Source organism: Lampropedia aestuarii (assembly GCF_004803635.1).
In the GTDB taxonomy this organism is placed as follows: domain Bacteria; phylum Pseudomonadota; class Gammaproteobacteria; order Burkholderiales; family Burkholderiaceae_C; genus Lampropedia; species Lampropedia aestuarii.
In genome coordinates, this window is record NZ_SSWX01000002.1 from 282,125 (window position 1) to 298,089 (window position 15,965).

16 protein-coding genes are annotated in these 15,965 nt (G+C 54.5%); 4 read left to right on the forward strand and 12 right to left on the reverse strand.

What is annotated here, in order from left to right; genetic code table 11:
- Positions 1 to 2: 2 nt before the first annotated feature.
- Positions 3 to 434: a LexA family protein gene (locus E8K88_RS02590; RefSeq protein ID WP_136405076.1), complete on the reverse strand. Its 432-nt coding sequence runs from the start codon at positions 432 to 434 to the stop codon at positions 3 to 5.
- Positions 435 to 587: 153 nt separating this feature from the next.
- Here E8K88_RS02590 and E8K88_RS02595 point away from each other — a divergent pair, with 153 nt between their 5' ends.
- Positions 588 to 1,304 carry a DUF433 domain-containing protein gene (locus E8K88_RS02595; protein ID WP_136405077.1) on the forward strand — a complete coding sequence of 239 codons (717 nt, stop codon included), beginning with the start codon at positions 588 to 590 and terminating at the stop codon, positions 1,302 to 1,304.
- Entirely contained in the window at positions 1,301 to 1,711 is a 411-nt protein-coding gene (locus E8K88_RS02600; protein WP_136405078.1) for a PIN-like domain-containing protein, read from the forward strand. The genes E8K88_RS02595 and E8K88_RS02600 overlap by 4 nt, the downstream gene beginning before the upstream one ends.
- 115 nt (positions 1,712 to 1,826) lie before the next feature.
- On the opposite strand, the gene E8K88_RS02605 is transcribed toward E8K88_RS02600, so the two are convergent.
- The 6 genes from E8K88_RS02605 to E8K88_RS02630 are packed head-to-tail and all read right to left on the reverse strand — an operon-like array spanning position 1,827 to position 8,053.
- On the reverse strand, positions 1,827 to 4,088 hold the full coding sequence (locus E8K88_RS02605; RefSeq protein WP_136405079.1) for a coiled-coil domain-containing protein: 2,262 nt from the start codon (positions 4,086 to 4,088) through the stop codon (positions 1,827 to 1,829).
- An 8-nt stretch (positions 4,089 to 4,096) separates the two neighbouring features.
- On the reverse strand, positions 4,097 to 4,762 hold the full coding sequence (locus tag E8K88_RS02610) for a phage adaptor protein (RefSeq protein WP_136405080.1): 666 nt from the start codon (positions 4,760 to 4,762) through the stop codon (positions 4,097 to 4,099).
- The gene (locus tag E8K88_RS02615; RefSeq protein WP_136405081.1) at positions 4,762 to 5,187 is read right to left on the reverse strand and encodes a hypothetical protein; all 426 of its coding nucleotides are present in this window, start codon (positions 5,185 to 5,187) and stop codon (positions 4,762 to 4,764) included. Before E8K88_RS02615 ends, E8K88_RS02610 begins: the two co-directional genes overlap by 1 nt.
- Before the next feature lie 55 nt (positions 5,188 to 5,242).
- Entirely contained in the window at positions 5,243 to 5,728 is a 486-nt protein-coding gene (locus E8K88_RS02620; protein ID WP_136405082.1) for a hypothetical protein, read from the reverse strand.
- Positions 5,729 to 5,781: 53 nt separating this feature from the next.
- The gene (locus E8K88_RS02625; protein WP_136405083.1) at positions 5,782 to 7,068 is read right to left on the reverse strand and encodes a phage capsid family protein; all 1,287 of its coding nucleotides are present in this window, start codon (positions 7,066 to 7,068) and stop codon (positions 5,782 to 5,784) included.
- 49 nt (positions 7,069 to 7,117) lie between these two features.
- Positions 7,118 to 8,053: a hypothetical protein gene (locus E8K88_RS02630; RefSeq protein ID WP_136405084.1), complete on the reverse strand. Its 936-nt coding sequence runs from the start codon at positions 8,051 to 8,053 to the stop codon at positions 7,118 to 7,120.
- Positions 8,054 to 8,310: 257 nt separating this feature from the next.
- Here E8K88_RS02630 and E8K88_RS02635 point away from each other — a divergent pair, with 257 nt between their 5' ends.
- Positions 8,311 to 8,844: a hypothetical protein gene (locus tag E8K88_RS02635; protein ID WP_136405085.1), complete on the forward strand. Its 534-nt coding sequence runs from the start codon at positions 8,311 to 8,313 to the stop codon at positions 8,842 to 8,844.
- Positions 8,845 to 8,889: 45 nt separating this feature from the next.
- On the opposite strand, the gene E8K88_RS02640 is transcribed toward E8K88_RS02635, so the two are convergent.
- The 4 genes from E8K88_RS02640 to E8K88_RS02655 form a co-directional block, all read right to left on the reverse strand.
- Positions 8,890 to 9,609 carry an HNH endonuclease gene (locus E8K88_RS02640; RefSeq protein ID WP_136405086.1) on the reverse strand — a complete coding sequence of 240 codons (720 nt, stop codon included), beginning with the start codon at positions 9,607 to 9,609 and terminating at the stop codon, positions 8,890 to 8,892.
- A 69-nt stretch (positions 9,610 to 9,678) separates the two neighbouring features.
- Entirely contained in the window at positions 9,679 to 11,907 is a 2,229-nt protein-coding gene (locus tag E8K88_RS02645) for a portal protein (RefSeq protein WP_136405087.1), read from the reverse strand.
- A 1-nt stretch (position 11,908) separates the two neighbouring features.
- On the reverse strand, positions 11,909 to 13,189 hold the full coding sequence (locus E8K88_RS02650; protein ID WP_136405088.1) for a PBSX family phage terminase large subunit: 1,281 nt from the start codon (positions 13,187 to 13,189) through the stop codon (positions 11,909 to 11,911).
- Complete coding sequence (locus E8K88_RS02655) at positions 13,186 to 13,863, reverse strand: hypothetical protein (RefSeq protein ID WP_136405089.1); 678 nt, start codon at positions 13,861 to 13,863, stop codon at positions 13,186 to 13,188. Before E8K88_RS02655 ends, E8K88_RS02650 begins: the two co-directional genes overlap by 4 nt.
- 484 nt (positions 13,864 to 14,347) lie before the next feature.
- On the opposite strand from E8K88_RS02655, the gene E8K88_RS02660 reads away from it, so the two are divergent.
- On the forward strand, positions 14,348 to 15,217 hold the full coding sequence (locus E8K88_RS02660) for a hypothetical protein (protein ID WP_136405090.1): 870 nt from the start codon (positions 14,348 to 14,350) through the stop codon (positions 15,215 to 15,217).
- Between the two features lie 185 nt (positions 15,218 to 15,402).
- Here the strand turns inward: E8K88_RS02660 and E8K88_RS02665 are convergent, their stop codons facing one another.
- Positions 15,403 to 15,927, reverse strand: coding sequence for a hypothetical protein (locus tag E8K88_RS02665; protein ID WP_136405091.1), 525 nt, complete (start codon positions 15,925 to 15,927; stop codon positions 15,403 to 15,405).
- Positions 15,928 to 15,965: the final 38 nt, after the last annotated feature.

Consider the following 15,965-nt stretch of genomic DNA (forward strand, 5'->3'; position numbering starts at 1 on the left):
GGCTACACCTGGAACTGTTTAATGGTCGACGTAACGACTCCCCAGACTTCTAGGGTCTGACCATCAGAAAAGATGATCTCTGGATAGTCAGGATTCGCGGGCAGCAGCTTTGTCAGGCTACCCTTTCGGAACAGCTGCTTGCATGTGAATTCGCCGTCGACCACAGCAATCACGATATGCCCGTGCTTGGGCTCGACTGCCTTGTCGATGACAACAATGTCACCGTCAAAGATACCTGCATCACGCATTGATGTGCCCGCAATGCGCAGCAGATACGTCGCTTGCGGATGCTTCACCAGCTCAGCACCGATGTCGATGTGCTTGTGCAAAAAGTCGTCTGCAGGGCTTGGGAACCCCGCTGGCACGCTTGAGAACATCGGCAACGGCAGTGGGTCACCGGGCAATACTTTGAGGGGGATTGTTGGGGCTTGCATGCGTGCATCATGCTCGCATGTCACCAGTGAAACAATCGATTAATGGTCAGTTTGATTGACCTTTAAACGTCAAACCAATTCATTGCGTGAATCGCCTTGATATGTGCCCAAGAGGTCACGCAATTCATAGCCCAAAGTGCTAAACTTAACTGTATGTACAACGGCACAGGCATCTATACACTTCCTGAAGCATCTCGCCTCATTGGCGTGCCTGCTCAGAAGCTGAATCGCTGGTTCTTCGGGTATGGCTACTCGAAAAAATATGGCGATGAATCGGTGCGTGCGTTTTCCGCTCCTTTATGGGAGCCGCAGTTAAGTAGTGAAGAGTTTTCCTCTCCAGTCATTGGGTTCCACGATCTACTCGAAGCTCGTTTTGTTGATGCCTTTGTTGCTCATGGCATCCCATTGGTTGTCGTTCGCCGCTGCATGGAACATGCTCGAGAGCTGTACTCACTTGAGTTCCCTTTTACGTCTGGCCGCTTCAAAACGGATGGCAAAACCATTTTTGCTGAAGAAGTTGAGCGGGCGATCAAGGAAGACGCCCTGCTGGACCTGAAGACGAAGCAATTTGCCTTCAAGGCAATCATCAACAACTCTCTCTACGATGGTATTGAATATGCTGGCGACATTGCATCTAAGTGGTACCCAGAAGGCAAACGCTCTCCAATCGTGCTCAATCCTTCGAGACAATTTGGCAGTCCAATTGTTGAGAGCACTGGCACGCCAACCAAGATTCTGTTCGACTCTTACTTAGCTGAAGGCCAGTCTCCTGCCGCGATTCAGCAAACAGCGCGCACCTATGAAGTGCCCATCAAAGCTGTTGAGTCAGCCGTCCTTTTTGAAGAAAATTTGAAGCGGACAAGGCATTGAAGTTCTTTCTGGATAACAACCTGCCACCAAACTGGGCTGAATGCGTCTCTGGATGCAGTCGAAACCAGTTTAGTGACGGCCATGTTCAGACTGTTACTCATCTAAGGGCAATGTTCCCAGCCAGCACTGACGACCTAGTTTGGATTGAACAGCTTGGCCATGAAAAAAACTGGGCAATCATTTCCCAGGACAAATTCCGCAAAAAACAAGGCGGCGAGCGCTTAGCGCTGAAAGCCAGCGGCATCTCTGTGTTCGTGCTTCAAAAGTCTTGGTCCTCCTACCCTTATTGGGAAAAAACAGCCCAATTTATTCTTTGGTGGCCTAAGATTGTTGAACTGGCCAACAACGTCGAAGGCGTTGCAATGGAAGTTCCTTGGCGACTTTCAGGTAAGTTTCAGCAACTTTAAATTGCTCTGTCCAAGGCTTCATCAAAAAATAGTCGCTTGGGCAATGTTCACGAACTGAAGCACCCCATACTCGTCGCAGTAATGGCGAAAAATCAAAAGTTGCGTTTTAAAAGCACTATGGCATGACGCTCCACTGCTTTCCATTCCAAGTTGCAACGGTTCCGTTTCCACCACGGTAAGTCCTTCCAACCACCCTATCCTTTGGGTTTGCTGGGGCGTCAGCAATCTGCTCAGCACCCTCAACTCTCTCAACCTGCCCTGACCTCTGGTTGTAACGGATCACACTTCCCTCAGTGGTTGAACCATCAGCGTTCTTGGTCTGAGGTGTCACTTGCACACGCCAATCGCTGCCATCCTGCTGCCCCGTCAAAGTGCGCAAACGCTCTGCAATCTGCCCGCGCCGCTTCTCTGCCGTACCCTCTGCCAGCAATTCTTGCTGCAACCCTGCAATAGCTTGCTCACGCTCAAGTGCTGGCTGGTTGCGTTGCTGCTCATAGGCCTGGCCATCACGCTCCAACCCCAGGCGCTCGCGCTGCACTGCATTCGCGTCTGCATCGCGCTGATTGGCGCCGGCTTGCGCCAGAGCTGCACGCTGATTCTGGCCTGCTTCTTGCGCTACAGCCAGTTGCCTGCGTGCTTCGCGCTCTGTTTCCCCTGTGGCCTGCTCTGCTGCGATTCGCGCATTCTGCCTGCGCTCTTCTCCTACATTTCCCAGGCCAGCTGTCATCACGCCTGCAGCAGAGCGACCAGACACGCCACGGCCAAAGCGCTGCAGGTCTTGCGCCGCCCAGCGTGCATGGTTCATGTCCATGCGCCGCTCGCGCGATGCGCGCTGCTCCGCAGAGAAAGGTCCTGCATCCACGACCATGGTGCCGCCGAAACCAAATCCTGATGGCTGTTCTGCGGCCGCCGCGCCAGCTGGTGCCGTATATCCCGGCAAGCCTCGGCCATTTCCACGATATGCGCCCGCCTCAGCCGCCGCTTGGGCTGTCGTTGATGGACTGCCAAGTCCGCGCGGCAAGTTCATGCCATTTGGATCGTCGCTGTACTGGCCGCGACCGTGCCGGTACGCACCTAGCGCCACTTCTGTGCCCTGCTGAGCAGCTCGAGCTGTTGCGGCCGGACTTCCCAATCCTTCAATTGAGGGAAAGCCAATAGCTCGATTTGCCTGTTGATCTATATTCTGCAGCCCGAGCTGTGGTTCGCGTAAAGGGCCAAGGCCACGTGCATTGCTATTTGCCGCAGGCGCTTGTGGTGCAGCAGTACTAACGGCCTGGGTTTGCTCTGCAGACTGCTTTGCCTGGCTTCGTAGATCTGAGAATGGTGTCGGGCTCGACACGTCGGCACCAGCGGGCGTAAGCGCTGGGCTGAGATATGCTGCATTGAATCCTGCTGCGCGCATTGGTCGAATCACAGCAGAGTCATAAGCGCCAGCAAGGCCGCGTGGAATCATTGTGGCTGCATCCGCAACTGCTGCGCCCGCATCAGCGCCCCACCCCTTCACCTTATTCACGACTCCGCCAACCGCCTGCCGGTCTGCCTGAGCTTGTGCGCCCAGCGCAGACGCTCCAGCAGGCTGCGTTACTGGTGCCTTCAATCGTGTTTCATTGGGAATTTGGTCTGCAAGGCTTGTCGTCGGTGTTTGCGGCGCCGGTGCTGCAGCGCGCTGGTGCGTGGCAGGAAAGCTTTGACGCCCTTCCCATGATGGCATTCCAAGCCGGGGCTCTGCAGCTGCTGGCTTTGGCGCATCCGAGAAGCTGTTACCGGAGCGTTGGATACCAAAGCCGCGAGGAGCATTATTGGCGGGCGCTTGTTGGGGTGCTGCTGGCTGCGTGCTCTGCTGTGCAGCTGGTGCCCGTGGCGCATCTGAATAGCTGCTACCCGTGCGCTGCACACCTGGTGCGCCGGCAACACCTGTATTTTGTCTTTGGCGCTCATCCTCAGACACAACGCCACCAGTAGCGCGCCGCAAGAGGCCAAAGCCACCAACTTGCCCGCCATTGGCAAAATAACGCTGCGGCTCTTGCGGCTGTTGTCCAGGCAAACCGCCGACTGGCTGGTGAGTGGCTGCTTTAATTTGGTCCAGCGCCTGGACGCCAATAGCATGCACCTGCTCGGGCGGCAGTTCATGCTCGCCGTTGCTCACGGCAACAGGCACACCGCTTTGGCTATTCCCCATCTGCATGAGGTTTTCATGGCCCAGCGCCAGGGAAGAGTCTGCGGGCATCACATAGCTGCCCTCTGGCATCGTCGTTTGGATGCTGTCAGAAGTGCCCGTGCCTGGCCCGCGAATTGGGCCGCCATTGCGAAAAGACTTGAGGCCAAGCCGTGGTTGTTCTGCAGGGGTTGCTTTTGGTCTTGGCTTGAGTCCGTACATACTCTGTCCTATGGAAGGATTGCTCTGTTGTGGTGCGGCACATCCTCTCGGGTCATGCGCCGCATGTCGCTGTCTGGCAATTCGCCAAAGTAGCTTGTGAATTTCTGCTCAGCCAATGCCGAGCGCTGTGGGTCAAAGGCTTCCGTGTCGGGAACGCTGTAGGCTTGGTGCAGCACCCAATCGAGCAAGTGCACATGGCTGGCCTTGTGGATCTCTGGCTCATCCGTGCTAAGGGAAAGAAGCTCCAGCGGCAGGCGGTACACATCGAGGTGCAACACGTCCCCCTCTTCGATCCGCCCAACAATGCGCAGCGATGTCTCGTCTTGGATTGCCCAGACAGCTGGCCGCTCTTGCTCGTCGCGCCAATCTTGGCTGTATTCGTCCAGCCACTCGCGCGACTTGATCGTGATTGCGCGCGTGCCGCTGCGACCGCGCAGCGTGATCGAAATGATCTCGTACACAGACTCATGCAATGGGTATGTGTGCTGCGCAGGCTCAAGCGCAATTTGCACCACCGCACTGGTGGCGTCATCTCGAAGCAAGCGCCCGCGCATGCAGGCCTGCTCTTGTGCATCGTTAAACCAATCCGTTAGCTCGCCATCGCTCCAGAAAAATGGCTCAGCCTTATCACTGGCCAACGTGCGAAACCTGCGGATCAACTCTTTGAGGTTCATTAGCGAGCCCCGAACTGCTCAACCAGAGTGCCAACTTGCTCACGCAAATCAGCCAAGCTCTTGCGCTTGTCTAGGTTCACCTCGTACTTGGCGGCATAGGCTTCTAGGCCGGCCTTGTCCATGCTGTCCAAAAGGGTCAACGTAGACTCCAGCGCCTGGTGCTCTGCCTCTGCCTCTTGGGCCTGTTGATCTTGGGCCAGCAACACCTTTGCCGCATCTGCTGCTCCGGTTTGCGCCAGCACTGGCTCGTCCACGGGCGTCTGGGCTACCGCATCTTTGTGAATTTTGAATTCCACAAAGCGCAGCAGCTCTTTACCAGCATCGCCTGTTACGGCCTTCACGTCGCCAGGCAACCAGGTTTGTGCCATGTGCGTGCGATCCGTATAGACCTTGCGGCCCGAATATTTGAGTTTCAAAACCTGCATCTTGGCTCCATGAATACCGGCGCTGGGGCAATGGCTGCTCCAGCGCCGGTCTGGTTTACTGGGCTGTGGCCACACCTTCAGCGATTGCGTAAACAATCACCTCGATCTTGGATGCCTTGGCATTTGCGGCCACATTGACCTTGAGGGTCAAGTCAGCATCTTTGGGCAGCAGCACCGAGCCCTTGCTGGTCGCTTTGCGCAAATGCGCTGCAGTTGCGAGATTCAAGCCCGCGCCAAAATACACGGCATCTTGCGGAACGGTGGCGGAATCCACGCCATCGTTGTAGGCAAAGCCCAGATCGCCGGTAATCGTGGCCGTCATGCCCTCGCTGACAATGACTGCACTGTCGACAACACGAAAGCCTGCTGGGATCTGCCCCAGCACCACCACATCACCAATTGCCAGGGGCGCATCGCTGCTTGCATCCAATGCCGCGCCTGCTGCATTTGTCTCCAAGACAAAACGCAGCGCGGACAAATTACCCCAAGGGGTTGAGCCCAGCGCATTGCGGTGCGCCTGCTTCTTCGTTACTTTTGCCATCTCTTGGCCTCCGAATAAATTGAAATGAGAGACAGGGGCCGAAGCCCCGTGCATCACGCTTGCGCAGAAATACGCACAGCCGTATCGATGGCAATCACGCCATGGTCAGTGAAGTGCTTGACGCCACCGCCCTGCTCAACCAACCAGCGCAATTTCTGCACGCCGTGGATAGCGCCGATCAACAGCTCTTCCTTGTCGTCGTGGTCAAAGGTCTTCTCTTTCCAGAAGTACGGCATGCCGCCGTGCTTGGAACGGCCAAATGCGTGAGCCAAGGCTTGACCGCCCAACAGCACTGCACGATCAATCGCGTGGGTCGTGCCGAATGCCTCAGGCACTCGGGCGATGGACTCGTTTGCACTTGCGTAGTCCGCGCAAAAGCGAATCTCATTGCCCGCATAGAAGCGAATCGGCTTTGGCATCTTCATCAGCAAGATGCCATTCCACAGGCCACACTCGCCCAGGAACAGCGGGTGCTGCTTGGCTTTGGAGGCGCGGGCCAGCGCATTGGCCTGTATGGCGCGGAAATCCTTCGAGCGGCTGAACGAGCTGTACTGGTCTGGGGAGACCAGCATCACGCGCAGCGGCGAATCGTTGGCCACCACATCACCTGGCACCTTCACTGCAGGCGGCGGCAATGGAATGGTTTCGATCATGGCGCGCACCGAATCAACCGTATCCATGTCCAGCTCGTCGGTAGACTGCAACGTCACTTCACCGGCATTCACGCCAAAGCCACCAATGCCATTGGAGCCGCCAGCAATGTAATGGCGGTTCTTGGTTGGCGCCAACACAGGGTTGACAACGATTTCAGCAAAGTCGGCATGCTTCTCGGTCGGCACGCGCCACTCGATGTTGTCGTGGAAACCGCGCGCGCCAGCCAAGTGGGTCAAGAGGGCTTGATCCTGGTAGCTGTCCATCAGGCTTTGCGCAATTGGACGGCCAATCTTGCGAACCTGCACAGGCGAGCGCAGCTCATCCATGGTGTCGCCCAAGTCCACCGGAAAGCGGGCTTGATCCACACGCACACGGCTGTTGTCATGCTTGATGCCAACGCCCTTGCCTTCTGCCATCTTGCTGCCCATGATCGGGTATGCGCCCACTGGCTGAACAAAGTGGAATCTCACTTCATCACCAGCACCACGGGTCAAATCCACGCTGCGCACAATTGGCAAGTCAGCGGTGGTTTGTTTGCGGATATTCTCTGCCGCACCAGCCTCGCCCTTTGGCATGGGGCCAGACAGACGCGCCAGTGTCGAATTGCGCTGCATGCTTTGTGCGAACAGGCCTGCTGCCTGCACGAACATAGCATTAGCGCGCGATGTTTGAGTTTTACCGGACATGATGTCCTCCTGCTATAGGGATGGCAGCCATTTGCGACTGCACATGGTGTTAAATCTTGTCGAGCAAACTATCAATTTGCTCTGGCGTCATCCCATGCATTCGGTCGAGCAGCGCAGACGGGTTGCCCGCGCTCTCCAAGACCTGCTGGGTTTCATCCTTCGGTGGCGCTCCAGCCACTTCGGACAAAGAAGCTGGGGTATACCGCTGCACCTCCGGTGCTTTGGCGACTTTGGCTGGCTGTGCAGCGCTTGCACTGGCCTGGCCTTTGAATGCATCCAGAACTTCGTTCACTTGGGTTGCTGTACCCGACTGCAATGCATGCTGGACACCTTGCGCGGCAAAAGGCGGCAATGTGGCAATCCATGCACTGAATTGCTCAGATTGGTACACCTCCGACGCATCAGGATGCTTGCTAAAAATCGCGTCGAAGTGCGCCTGCTCCGCTGTGCGCGACTGCTCTGCGAGTTCTGTTTGCTTCTGATTTGCTTGGATTTCGGCCAGCAACAATGCGCGCTCTTTGGCCATCAATGTCTGCACACCTTTGGCAAGCCCCTCTTCCGAGAAATCACCAAAGATAGAAACATCAACGCCTTGCTCAATAGCCTCTTGCGCGGTCTGCAGGTTTTGGCTGGCGCTTGCCGCATCCGCTGGCTTGCTGCGCAACTCCTGCAATTCACGCTCCAACTGATCGATCCGCTCTTGCGCAGTTTTTGCTGCATCACGCGCTTCGGTCAGCTTTTCATAGGGGATCGTGTATGCACCAGATCTACTGGCAATTGGCGCTACTTGCTCGCCATCCGGCAAGCCGTTTTTCGCCGTGTCCTGCTTTTCGGGTGCACTAGCGGCCGCCTCAGCCGCTTCGTTTTCGCCGCCGTTATTGGCTTCATTGCCTTGCTCGGATTCATCCAAATCCTGACCCTCAGACAAATCGCCAAGCTCTGCTTGCGCCAACAATGCCGCTGCTTCTTGCGGTGACAAACTCATGTATTCACTCCATATGGCCATCCAGCCAGCCGGTGTGCAATTGAGCAAACAGCAAGGGCTGCAGCGCCTGCTGTTCACTCTCCTGCTATGGGATATGCAACCTCACAGAGGTAGCGGTTCACGTCACGCTGCCGCGCTTTGCTTGAATCAGAGTGTCTTAATTTTGTTCAGACCATTCAAACCCTAAGCGGGGATGTGGCAAAGCGATCAGGCATTGCTATATCATTCGATACCAATGCAACATTAAGAAACACTAAATGAAACTTAAAACCATAGCCTCAGTTGCTGCAGGTACTTTTGGATTGTTGGCGTCTACAGTTGGGCTAATAGCAGTATTTTTCCCGTCAATGCTTAACCTTGAGAAAAAAGCCCCAGAACAGCTGCAAACACTTATAGCTAAAGAGTCGGACGTTCTTGAATTGGAAACATTTTTAAGAAAAAACGTTGGCAGGTATGTTTATCTCGACTTAGGCATTTGTATCAACTACCCTGAAAATGCTTGTCCCAAGATAAGACAGGATGCTTACGGCATTGATGTTCAAGGATGTGGCAATAGCACCAAGTATGACAGCCTGTCCATAAACCCCCACAGCGATACTTCAGACCCCATTTTTCTTCAAACGGGTGACCTAAGAGATCAATGCGTATGGAAAGAATTTGATCACGCCTCAGATGGTGAGCTTGTTGCTGCAGGATACTTCTATGTTCCAAACAACTTCGAAAACTTCCCCGAAGGTTTTCAACATTGGCACATTAACCGATCAACTGAAGAAATTGCATTGGGCAAATAGATAAAAATTATTCTTTGGACGAGTAGCATTGATGGGCGGTGCTGGCTAAATCAACCAACCGCGCTCTTGCATGAAATCGACAGGATGCTTTGCGCTCTTGCTTAGGTTGCATGGCGGGCAAAGGATTTGAAGATTGGATGCCGCGTTGGTGCCGCCTTTTGAAAGAGGCGTGATGTGATCCAGGTGATAGCCAGATCGCCGCACATCACATAGACAGGCCACACACCTTGACCGCTGCCTTTTCAAGAGCCCCTCAACAATAGCCTTTGTCACGACTCCTTCAGCACCTCGACGCATAGCTTTTGCAGCTTTGCGACCTGGCTGCAATCGCTCCTTGTTCACCCGGTAAAACAACCGAGATCGCTGACGAAGTTCATTTCGATTGACAAGCCTGTACTGAGCCCTTTGCTGATTCACGCGCTCGCGGTTGACCTCCACATAAGCCTTCGCATCCGCAAGCAAACGATCTCGATTAGCCCAATACCGTGCTTTAGCTCTTGCTCGCGCAGCTTCTACATTTTCTGCAGCATATTTCCTAGCAATCGCCCGGCGCTTTTCTGGATCCTCCCAATAACGCTCTTTTTTCTGGGTCGAGATTTGTTCCGCATTTTCCTTGTTGTACAGCTTCTGCTTTGCAGCAACGCATGGCTTGCATTCACCTCGCAAGCCATCTAAACAGGCAATGCATTTATAAAATGCTGACCTCGGTTTTTCTTGTTGACACTTAGAGCATTTTTTTGAAGCCGTGTCTTCCATTTCGCTCATTGCGACTCCTCAATAATCAAAGATGGCTAAAGCCCAAGCGGATTTCACGCTTCTTTGGACTCGCATTGTTTAGTCAGCGCGCAGCGTTTCAATGCCTTGATTTGCCCCTGCAGCAGCGCTATCAGCCTGTAATGGAAGTTGCGGCGTTGTTGGACTAGTGTCGCCTGGCACCCCACCTGGCTGCTCCACGCTCACGGACTGTGGTGGTACTGGATAGTTCGGGTCTTGTCCGGCTGGATTGGGTGGTTGCCAACCTGCCTGCTTCATTACTACATCGCCGATTGGCGCCACCAATGGGTTTAAGGCGATCTTCTCTCCAGTTTGCATCGCTGCGAATGCGCTTGTGACACCGACCTGAACCGCTTCGCGCACCAACTTCTCGATCTGCGCGTCCGCCATCCGCTCCTTGACCGACAGCTCCCGCTCTTTGAGCTCGTACATCAGCTCCTGTTTGACCTGCTCGCGCACCTGCTCTGGATCCGCCTGGCCATTGGCCTGCTGGATCGCCTCGACCACCTGCTTTTTGCGCGGCAGATCCATCAAATCCACCATGAACGGCATCATGACCTGCTGCATTTGCGCTGGCAGCGACTTGATCGACTCAGACAGCGCATTGAGCTGCTGCGCACGGAATCCGCTTGAAGATGGCACATCCTCTAGTGCGACTTTGAGCCGAGTGCGCTTGATGTCGTTGCTGCGATAGGCAACGCCAGTGTGCGGGTCGACCTCGGGGGCATTGATCACCACTGTGCGCGGCGGATTCAACACATCGCCCTCGATGACGATGGTGGTTTCTTCCTTGCCCATGTCAGCAATGATGAGCGCCATGAGCAGCTCGCCAACCTGGGTGCGGGCATCCTTGAAGCTATCCATCAAGTCGGCAATTGAGATCTCGGACTGCTCCAGTTGCGTTTGCTCCTGCAACCCACTGCGCGCCGTTCCCTTCTGCCCCTGGAATGCTGGCGTTATGCCTGAAACGCCCTCGATTGATTGGCGCGAGTCCTGCATCAGCTGAAATTGCTGGTCGTTGAGCTGGAAGTCGCGCTTGACCTCAAACCGCGCGCCCTGCTTGGCCATATGCACCTCGTCCAGCACGATGTCAGCGTCAACCCTTGAAACCTGCCTGCGGAATTGCTCATCCGACATGGCCACCGCTCCCTTGGTGCGTTCTGTACGGGTAGCCGACATTCCCCAGCGCAGTTTGCTGATGCTGCTGTTGAGGTTATCCTGGGGAAAGATCATGTCACGCACCAGGCCGTAGGGCACGCCGGTCATGTCCTCCCGATAGCCCCAAACCGGCACATAAGGGAAGTGGCAGTGCGGGTATGGGCTTGGCCGGTCCACCAACTGGTGCGGGCCCATCCAGAATGCCTGGCGCACGCGGCCCATCAATTCCTCAACCAGCCTACCCCGGCCAGTGGTCACGGCCACCTGGTGCAGCTCGTTGGCCTGGTCGTATTCAACCGCGCGGCCATCGGGCATGCGCAGAATCGTGGTGCGCACCCAGCGCCGGTACCAGACCTCAGTGATGGCGATGGTTTCATTTTCGTCGTTGTACCAACTGTCCTCTGTCGCAGTCCATGCGCGCTCCGCGTTCGCCGCATTCAACAAGCCAGTCGACAGATCGCCTTCCAGCATCTCGCCGGCATGGCCTGCAATCCACTTCTCAAGCGATCGCAGGATGATAGGCGCATGCTCTGGAAACAACTGCGCAGCCCTTTGCCGCTCCACCCAGCGGCGGCGGTACAGCCAGCGCGCATCGCTGAGGTCTGGCTCTTGCGCATGCATGTCCCAGAACACCTCATTGCGGTGAACGTGGCGGCATTTGTATGGGAACTGGATACTGTTCTGCGCGCTTGCCACTTCAACCCAGCCCACGCCAGTCACGATCATGGACTTGAAGGCCTCCGACAACGCGCGATCCGCCTTGGCATGGCGCTCCGCCTGGTTGAGCCGGTAATTGAGCGCATCAGCCACATCTTGCCCACCAGGGTCGCCATCGGGTGTTACGCGCCAATCCGTGCGTGTCTTGGCCTCATAGCCACAGACCGCGCGGATGGCTGGCGTGATTTTGTTCTCCTTGGCTGGCGGAATGCCCAAGGCCTTCTGCCTGCGCAGCAGATCCGAATCGAGCTGATTGCCGTCGGCATAGTCTGCCTCACGGTCGGCCTGCGCGCGCCATGGCGGCTGATTGATGGCCTCACGAACAATGCTCTGAAACTCCTGCAGCGTAAGCGGCTCATCCGCGCCGTCGCGCACTTCATCCACCAAGCTGTTGATATTGTCTGTAGTGTCCATATCAGTCCTGCCAATCTGGCTCAGGGGCCTCTTTGTATTCGTAGGTTGCGTTCACCATCAATGGCACGGCCTGGCCAAGGTAGCGAAACATGTCTGCACCGTGGCTGAATTCGTCATGCAGCGGCGCCATGGGCTCATCCGTCTTTGTGTGAATTGCGCGCCGGTACCGCTTCAGGCACTCCAACAGACGCACCGTCTTGCGCTGATCGAAATAGCAGCGGGGGAACACCATGCGCGCTGCCTTGATGCCCTCTTCCACACTGGTTTGGGCAAGTACTACCGGATTTCTGCCCATCGCCTGCAATTGCTCTTCGGTGCTCTTGCCCGTCTGGAAATTGCGAGTGCGGCCGTCATGCGGCAAGAAGTCAGTGCCCCAGCGAAACGGCCTTTTCTCAATCTGGGCCACATACCAATCCAGCGTGCGGTGGCTGTCCTCGATGTAGTCGATCAGGCGCACATCCTGGGGTCCGCGCTGCACAAAGCCAATCGTCATGGCATCGTTCCAACCCAAGTCCCATACGGTGTGCACGGGCAGCGTTGGATCGTATGGCACAGGCATCACGCGGCCATCGAGCGCCAAGGCGGCAATCTCATGCCTGTAGATCGCGCCTTCGGCAACCGTGCGGGCCTTGCCTTCCCAGATATGCGCATAGTCGTCGGCCAGCATGCTGCGCTTGGCCTTCAAGCGCTCTTGGTTCAACACCTCTGGGAACCACGGGTTATCGCGCCAATTGATTTCTACGCACCAAGTGTCATCGCCCGGTGCCGCTACGAAACGCACGTAGGTTTCGTCGGTCTCCATGTCTGGGTTGAGCGTGAGCCAGATTTCTGAGCCAGGCTTGCGGATCGTTGGAATTAGCACGTTCCAACTGCGCTTGCTCACGCCGTGCGCCTCTTCCACCCAAACGATGTCGCAGCCCTCAAACGACTTGATCGAATCGACCGTGTGCGACTGCAGGCCTGAAAACAGAAAGAGCGAGCCGTTCGCGCCGCGTATCTCTGTCTCCAGGACCTCATAGAATCCGCTCAAACCAAGCCGTGAGATTTGATCCTGCAGCAACTGGTGCACAGACTGCTTAATCGACTTCTGAATCTCCCGCGCGCAAAGAATGCGAAGCGGCCGCTGCGCCGCCATGAGTAACAGCACGCCGGCCACTGACCACGATTTACCACCGCCGCGTCCACCATGCATTACCTTGTAGCGGCGCGGCTCCCAGATACCAGCCAGCTTGGCGGGCAGCTGCAATAAAGGGAATGGCGCTTGCCCAGCTGCAGTGCTCATTCGTCGTCATCCTCGGCTGGCCGCTTTGGCGGATCAACAAAGGCCACTGCCACAGAGAGGGGCACAAAGCCAGGTTGGCCTGGCTGCGCCTGCTCTTTGGCATCCATGTTGAATGCCTGCCGCTCTAGGTCGATTGCAATGCGTAAAGTCTCGCCCAGCACCTTTGCTGTCTTGGACCGCTCAGGCAGGCTGATGATCTTTTGGTACAGGTCGTTCATGCGATCCATGCCACGTTCATCTGGCGTGCGCATGAGATCGCCCAGGTCTTGCATGAGTGCAACTGTCTCTGGGTCGGTCTGTTGTTCTAGCTCATCAAAAAGGGCGTTGACGATCTTGCGTGTGCGGCGAATATCGGCTTGGTGGGATAGCTTGACCGTGGCGATTAGCTGGCCAACATCCTCGACGGTCTTTCTTTCGTTAACAGGGCTAGCGCTGTTAACCGAGTTGTTAACCAATGCCTTGTTAACCAGCTCATCTGCCTTGGCCTGGATCTTTGAAGCAAGGTCTCGAGTCCACCCATCCCGCTTTGCACGTTTGCTGATAGTGACGTGGCTGACGCCAGAGCCTTCAGCAATCTCGCGTAGGCTTTTGATGCCGGCGCGGTAGTCTAGCTCGATGCGCTCCCAGTCCGCAACAGGCTTTTGTGGTGATGTGTCTGATTGATTTTTCCCCATTCCACCAGTGTCTTTGGGGTGCCAGGGTAATCAAAACCCTATGCGGGGATCGCCCAAAGCGATGAAGTGCGCAACGCTCATCTTCACTCATACAAGTTGACTCGCTGGCAATTATCTACGTGGATTGTTTTTTTGATTCAAAAGTATCTTATAGTTGCATTCTGAGTGGCTGAAATCGGCCATGAGCAGTCCTTCCATTATTGGTCTTTGAGGACTCAAAACAAGCTCAATCTCATTATTGCGGGTAGATTTACTTCTATAAGAACGACTAGCATTTTTCACGTCATCTAGGGAAGCTCTGCAAAACCCTCGTTGCTGGGATTAATGCGGTATCAGGATGAGCCGCAAGGCGTCTTTTAAAGGCAACAGCTGTAGCTATTGGCGAAAAAGACAACACAGTGGATCGCCTGAGACCGCGCTCAGACCAAAACAGGGAGTTTTGCAGAGCTTCCCTAGATCCAGTTACATCCCCCAACCAGAGGTAATGAAAATGAAATTAAAAGCCAACTTTATTAAAGACTGGCATGAATATTTAAAGGAAATACTTACTAATCACTGGGGCTTTGATGTTAGCCAAATTAATGATAAAGATTTGCCACTCGCCTACTTTAATGCTGAATCCCGCCGCATTGATCAGCGAAAAAGAAACATAGAAATATCAGATGTTTTTCAATGCCCCCCCGAAGTTGCAAGCGGGTGGTCAAAGATACAAGCAAAAATCAAAAATGGATGTGATATTACACCGCATCTAAGCAAGCTAGTTGATCGTATTGATAGTACAGACCTAATGCTTAATGACTGGGGAATTTATCACTTTCACCTAGGAGCAGAATTAGATGGAGAGTTCATTAAAAGAACCGGCCCGCTACTATTTGCCTTTGTTACCGATAACTGTTTTTATGTAATAAACATCTACCAACATGGCGAATGGACAAATAGCGATATAGTTGAAATAATTCACAGAAATTGGCCCTCCATAATTAAACACTACATTATTAATCATGCAAAGCTTGCATATTATGCAACGGACAAAGAAAGAAAGATATTAAGAAGCAAGCATGCCAATTCATTCGTGGAAGTTACAGATGGAACCGTCTACGCCCCAATCGGGGGCGGAATGGTATCTTCTGGCCATAACGTCAAATCAGTCATAAGAATTGATAAGCAGCACAAATTCCTGAAGCACTTGCAAAATTCGCTTGAAAGCGAACTTATTAAAATACGTCCAGATCTAGAAAAGCAAGGCTACAACGGCGAGCCAGAGTTAATTGCAAACCTTGAGATCACTGAAACAGAATATAGAGCTGTATTTCCTGAGTACGCGTTCGTTGCAGTCCTGCATAAAAAAGCATAACAAGCCGTTTATTGGGCGACGCCAACAGCGTCGCCCAATAAACTCCACCGTTAGCAGTTTGGATGCCTACTTTGGGTCAACTTTTGTCAGTCGCTTTTAATGGATAAGGGTAAATCTTTTGCATCCAGAGCTCTGTGTAATGCAAAGCAATCTGAAGCAGGTCCGTGCCCAGCGTACCTGCATCCTCATAAACCCAAAGCCATTTGCCTTTTATCCTGCACCTGCCTCAATGCAGCCACGTCTTTTTTCAGCTTCTCAACCTGCGCTGATAACTCGGTGGCCAGCAGCATATGCGCCCGGCTTGATTCAATAACGGCGGCCTCGGTTGCCCTGCCAGCGAACAGCATTGCAATTTGTCTAGCCTCTGCTGGTGTCACCTCCAGAATCTCGTCACCGATTTCAACCTTTGTCATCCCGTTGCATGCAATTGTCAGGCTGATTGCGCGCGCTTCGGGGTGACTTTCCACCAGGGTGTAAACACCACGGGTGGATGAATGTAGGTCACCTCGGGTCTTGAGATCCTTGAGCATGTACTGCACCTTGTCCCTTTTAAGCCCAGTCAGGTCGACCACATTGTCTGCCGTGATATTCTGCTCTGCGTTTGAAAGCGCAATGCAGGCATCAAGCACGCGCTGAATGGATGTTGCTGGCGCTGGCTTGTTCGGCCTGCCTTCACCCAAGAGTGACTTTTCCTGAATCTCAGTCTGCATTGCCCTCTCCTTCCTGCCATTGCGGCACCTTCGCTGGC